At 36.6% G+C, this 6,057-nt stretch carries 2 protein-coding genes and 1 pseudogene; all 3 read left to right on the top strand.

Going from position 1 to position 6,057, the window contains the following annotated elements; translation table 11 throughout:
* Nucleotides 1-1,883: pseudogene (locus tag VNZ46_RS13755) on the top strand (hypothetical protein); the annotation flags it as partial.
* A gap of 26 nt (nucleotides 1,884-1,909) precedes the next feature.
* Nucleotides 1,910-3,367, top strand: a complete 1,458-nt coding sequence (locus tag VNZ46_RS13750; protein WP_325560663.1) for a RagB/SusD family nutrient uptake outer membrane protein — start codon at nucleotides 1,910-1,912, stop codon at nucleotides 3,365-3,367.
* Between the two features lie 29 nt (nucleotides 3,368-3,396).
* Nucleotides 3,397-6,057: alpha/beta hydrolase family protein (locus VNZ46_RS13745; RefSeq protein WP_325560662.1), on the top strand; the 2,661-nt coding region annotated here is incomplete at its 3' end.

Here is a 6,057-nt window from a genome sequence, read left to right as displayed (position 1 = left end):
AATTTCAGTTTTCAGGAAGCTATTTATTTGATAACAATCAATTACCAGGTAAAGATTTAACAGAAACGGCAATGCGATTGGCTCCTGTTGCTCCCGCTCTAAATAAACCTGATGGTAGTGTCAATTGGGCACCTGATGCATCGGGTGTGACTACGTTTGGCGTAAATCCGATAGGATCCATGTCCAATAAGTTTAGCGATAAAACAGGCAATTTGATGAGTAATATGACTTTGAGTTATCAAATTTTACCTGGTTTAGAGATTAATAGTGTTTTGGGTTACAACAAACTAAATACAAATGCGATATATAAGAGTCTTCTTCAATCTGTTCCTCCTGAAATTGCTCCATATGTTCCTCGATCAACAATTTTTACGACAAATGACATCAATTCCTGGTCCATCGAACCTCAGTTAACTTATAATCGCTATATAAGTAAAGGTAAGTTAGAAATGCTTTTGGGTACCACAATTTCTAAAAATACAAGTTTAGGCACTGGGATTTTAGCATACGGTTTTAGTAATGATCTGGTCATGGATGATATATTTTCTGCTACAAGTGTAAGTGCGCAATCTTCAATTAGTTCTATTTATAAGTACAATGCGATATTTGGTCGGATCAATTATAATTGGCAGGATAGGTATATCATCAATTTAACAGGTAGAAGAGATGGGAGTTCAAGATTTGGCCCCCAAAGTCAGTTTCACAATTTTGCCGCCATTGGCGGTGCCTGGATCTTTTCCAATGAAGTATTAATTAAAGAGCATTTCAGTTCGTTAAGTTTTGGAAAGCTAAAAGCGAGTTACGGAATAACGGGTAATGACCAGATCGGAGATTATCGGTTTCTAAGTTTATATGATCCTATTCAGCAAGAAATACCTTATCAGGGAGTTGTCGCTTATCAGCCAAACCGTTTAACCAATCCATATTTAGAATGGGAAGAGACAAGAAAATTACAATTTGGCTTCGATTTGGGATTTCTAAATGATAGAATATTGCTTAATACAAATTATTATATCAACCATTCTTCCAATCAGCTAAGATTTTATGTTCTTCCAATTACTACTGGTTTTGGGGATATTGCAATTAATGTAGCTGATAAAATAATGAATTCTGGTTGGGATTTCACGATTACAAGCACGAATCTACAAACTAAAGATTTTAAGTGGTCAAGTAGTATAAATTGGTCAACAACTAAATCACTATTAAAGTCCTCTCCAGATCAAAGATTCTCATCAACCAAAATAGTTGGTGAGCCGGTGGGTGCAATCTACGTCTATCATTTTTTAGGTGTTGATCCCGCAACTGGAATTTATCAATTTGAAGATCATAACGGAAATCCAACATCTACGCCAGATCCAACTTTAGATGCAACCGTTTTATTGGATGCTGCACCGAAATTTTATGGAGGGGTTCAAAATTCATTCTCTTACAAAGGTTTTCAGTTAGACTTTCTTTTCTCATTTGTAAAACAGATTGGACAAAATCCTGCATTTGGAATTGGAGTTTCTACTGCAGGTTCTGGTCAAGGGAGAGGAAATCAATTAGTATCCTTACTGGATCGGTGGAAAAAGCCTGGTGATATATCCACCATACAAAAATTTACAACAAATAGATTTGATGTAGACCAAGCTTTTCAAAAGGCTATCTACAGTGACGCCGCCTGGACGGATGCTTCTTATATACGTTTAAAGAATGTTTCTCTTTCCTGGCAATTACCTGGGAACTGGAGAAAGGGGGCACATTTAAAAAATTGCAGCTTATTTGTACAAGGCCAAAATCTATGGACGCTCACAAATTATATAGGACTGGATCCCGAAACAAAAAGCTCGACAACACTTCCTCCTTTACGGGTAGTTACCATAGGTCTAAAAGTTACCTTATAAATGTTTTCCAATCTAAAAATAAAGATATGACTTGTAAAAGAATATTCATTTGGACTTTAATATTTGCCAGTTTTTTACTTAGCAATTGTAAGAAACTGGTAGAAATAGATGGCCCAGCAACAAGTGTCAGCTCAAAGAATGTTTACAATAACGACGCCACAGCTGTCGGAGCAATTACTTCCTTGTATGTAAATTTAAGTAAGAGCAGTCCATTAGATCCGCAAGAACTTAGTGGTCTATCTGGTATTGCTGGCTTATCAGCAGATGAGCTTGATTATTATTCAGGAGCAGGAAATTCGACCTTGGCTGTTTATTATCAAAATTCCCTTAATTCACAAAATGTATATAGCGGTTTTTGGGGCACTACTTATCAAAGGCTTTACGTTGTAAATGCAGCTTTGGAGGGACTTGGATCCTCTACAGGACTTACTCCTATCGTCAAGCAGCATTTAATGGGAGAGGCTCGTTTTATGCGCGCATTCTATTATTTCTACCTGGCAAATTTATACGATGATGTGCCATTGGTGTTGAGTACAGACTATACGGTCAATGCGGTGATTAAAAGATCAGCGAAGGCCGAAGTTTACAATCAAATTGTAACGGATTTGAAAGCGGCACAAAGCCTTTTAAGCAATGATTATTTAAAAGGTGATGGTATCACACCTTACCCAAGTGGATCAGAAGAGCGGGTAAGACCCAACAAATGGGCGGCTACAGCTTTAATGGCAAGGACCTATTTGTTTATGAAAGATTTTGCTAATGCAGAAATGCAAGCTTCTATGGTGTTAGCAAATACTTCAGAATTTCAATTAGAAGCGCTTGATAAAGTGTTTTTGAAGAGTAACCGTGAGGCTATTTGGCAATTACAACCTACTCAACTCGGCTTTAATACACAAGAAGCATCAATATTTGTATTACCACCGGAGGGACCTGGTGCTTACCCCGTTTACCTGAGCAGCGAATTGCTTAAAGATTTTGGAACAGGTGACCGACGGAAAGATAACTGGGTGGGTAGCGTAAATGCAAATAGTACCACCTATTATTATCCATGTAAATACAAGGTCAAAAGATCATCTTTAACAGATGCTCCAGTTACCGAGTATAGTACCATAATGCGTTTAGCTGAATTGTATTTAATTCGGGCAGAATCCAGAGCGCGATTAGGTAATCTAGTTGATGCAATTTCGGATCTCGATCAGACCAGGAACAGAGCAGGATTGCCTTTGATTAAGGATACCAATCCGAATATTAATCAAGAAGATTTAATCAACCTCATTCTAAAGGAAAAAAGAATAGAGTTGTTTACCGAATGGGGTCATCGCTGGTTGGATCTAAAACGAACAAAACAGGTAGATGAGATAATGTCTAAAGTTACGCCGAAGAAAAGTAACGGAGGTATATGGAAAAGTTACCAGCAGTATTATCCAATTGGCACTTACGAATTACAAAGCAACCCAAATTTAACGCAAACCCCAGGATACTAATAATAACAGTGATGAGATTTTTTTTAACAATGATGATGATTTTCTATGCGAACTTTTTGTTTGCACAGAAACCTTTAATAGATTCCGTTGCATATAAACAGTGGCCATCTTTAGAATCACCAACAATTAGTAAAAATGGGCAGTATGTATTCTACAATATTAACAATATGCCGGTAGGAAGTAGGGCTTTGGTTTTACAATCTATAGATGGGAAGTGGAAAATGGAATTTAAAGGAGGATTGAACGATGGTTATCTGTTTTTGAGTGATAAATATTTTTTATTTATAAATAATAGTGATAGCCTGGGTTTTCTTACGCTTGGAACGAACCAAATTCAATATACTCCAAAGATTAAGTACGGTCGTCTTCTTGAAACAACAGATGATCAATACATGGGATATGTATCTGAAATTAATCCAAGAACTTTGTTAATAAAGAACTTAAAGTCTGGTAAAGAGAGAACTTTTGCTAACGTGGATAGTTGGGATTTTGATAAAGGCATGTTGGTTTTATTCAAATCAATTAATGGAAATGATCAGAGACAATCCATAAACCTCATGAATATAGCTACCGGCAAGATTTCTAAAATATGGGAAGGGAGTAAACCCGAAAACCTAATTCTTGATATAAAGCATCAGCAATTAGCTTTTAAAACTGGAGATTCAGTTTGGCATTACAAGATGGGTTCGTCTCAGGCTCTCTGCATTATCGGGAAAAATCCTAAGAATATAGAGGAAGGGCTAAACTTAGGATATCTTGATTCATTTAGTAAAGATGGAGAGCGTCTATTCACCTCGTTAACAAAAAAAGGAAACTCAAAGCCACAACCTAAAAAAGTTGTTGAATTATGGAGTTATACAGATACAATCTTGAAAAGTGAACCAAAAATGGAAACTGGTGTTCAAACCTATCTCGCTGTTATTAATATTGCAGATCGAAATATTGTACGGTTGCAACAGCAGTCAGGGGAAAGCTTTCAATTTCCAACAGTTGAAGGTATAAGCGATACATTGGCTTTGATACAAAATCCGCTATTAGGTGACCCCTGGAGTATTACTTATAAGCCGACCTGGGATTTGATTTCCATAAAGACGGGGAAAAGGAAAAATTTAAACTTTCTGGACAATATAAGACCACCCTTCGTTCAGCTTTCACCATGTGGAAAGTATATCATCTACTTTGATGCAACAAAGCAGAATTATTTTAGTTATGAAATAACAACTGCAATAGTTCGAAATTTAACTCAAGACCTAAAAGTGTCCTGGATTAATATGAATGTAGATGATAGGGATGATGCAAAAAGCGCTAGAGGAATAACTTCCCTTATTTGGCTAGAAAACGATGAATCTGTGTTCGTTTATGATCGATATGATATCTGGAAAGTAGATCCATTAGGTAAACACAAACCAGTTAATATCACTAATGGGTACGGCCAAAAGAATAATGTCATTTTTAATTATGCATTTGACTTATTTAAAGTTGACATACCTAATAACCTACTCAATAAGAATGAGAAACTGTATTTAACTGCCTTCAGTAAGGAGAATAAAAATAACGGCTTTTTTCTAAAACAATTGGATAAAGCGGGAGATCCTGAACTTTTAAGTATAGGTTCCTATTTATATCAAACGAATGGCAATAGTTATGTTCCACGGGGATCCGATTTTTCTCCAATTAAGGCGGAAAAAGCAAATATGTACATTGTTAGGCGCATGAGTGCAACTGACGCACCAAATTACTTTAGTACTAAGGACTTTAAAACTTTCACCAGGTTAAGTGATTTACAACCTCAGAAAAAATACAATTGGTATACTACAGAATTGCATACTTGGAAATCATTGGATGGGAGAACCTTACAGGGAATTTTGTACAAGCCAGAAAATTTTGACCCAACTAAAAAGTACCCAGTCATATTTTCTTATTATGAACGCAGATCAGATGGATTAAATGCTTTTATTACGCCTGAAACCTTATGTGCTGGATGTGATATTAATATTCCTACGTACGTAAGTAGTGGGTATTTAGTATTCTGTCCTGATATTTATTATAAGGTAGGTGATCCAATGCAAGGTACTTACGATGCGGTGGTTTCAGCTGGTCAGTATGTCTCTGGTCTACCTTATGTAAATGGGAAGAAAATGGGTATTCAAGGGTGCAGTTTTGGGGGCTTGCAGACGAACTATTTAGTCACTCATACGAGTCTATTTGCTGCAGCGAAAAGTTCGTCATCCCTTGTTGATTTAGTAAGTGGCTACGGAAGTCTTGGTGACCGTGGAGTATATAGTAGTCAAGATTTTTACGAAAATGGTCAAAATAGGCTGGGTGGTAGTCTTTGGGAAAGGCCAGAATCCTATATCAAAAACTCACCGATTTTTCAACTAGATAAAGTAACCACACCCTTGTTAATTATGCATACTAAAATAGATGATGCATGTGCTTTTATTAATGTTACTGAGCTCTTTTTAGGGTTGAGACGACTGGGTAAGAAGTCATGGATGGTAATTTATTCTAAAGGAAATCATGGAGTTTTTGATAAAGACGAGGTAAAGGATTTTAGTACCCGAATGATGCAGTTTTTTGATCATTATTTAAAAGATAAACCCGCGCCACTATGGATGTTAGATGGAATTCAGGCATCAGAAGGAGGGATTAATGATTGCTTCAAACTTGGTGATACAGGCAGGACTCCT

This window comes from Pedobacter sp. (genome assembly GCF_035566355.1).
GTDB lineage: Bacteria > Bacteroidota > Bacteroidia > Sphingobacteriales > Sphingobacteriaceae > Pedobacter.
The sequence above is the reverse complement of the archived record's forward strand: the minus strand, read 5'-3'. Positions and strand labels throughout refer to the sequence as shown.

Bases quoted from the DNA above. Each gene is read 5' to 3' on its own strand.
- VNZ46_RS13750 (WP_325560663.1), top strand. From the start codon at position 1,910: ATGACTTGTAAAAGAATATTCATTTGGACTTTAATATTTGCCAGTTTT.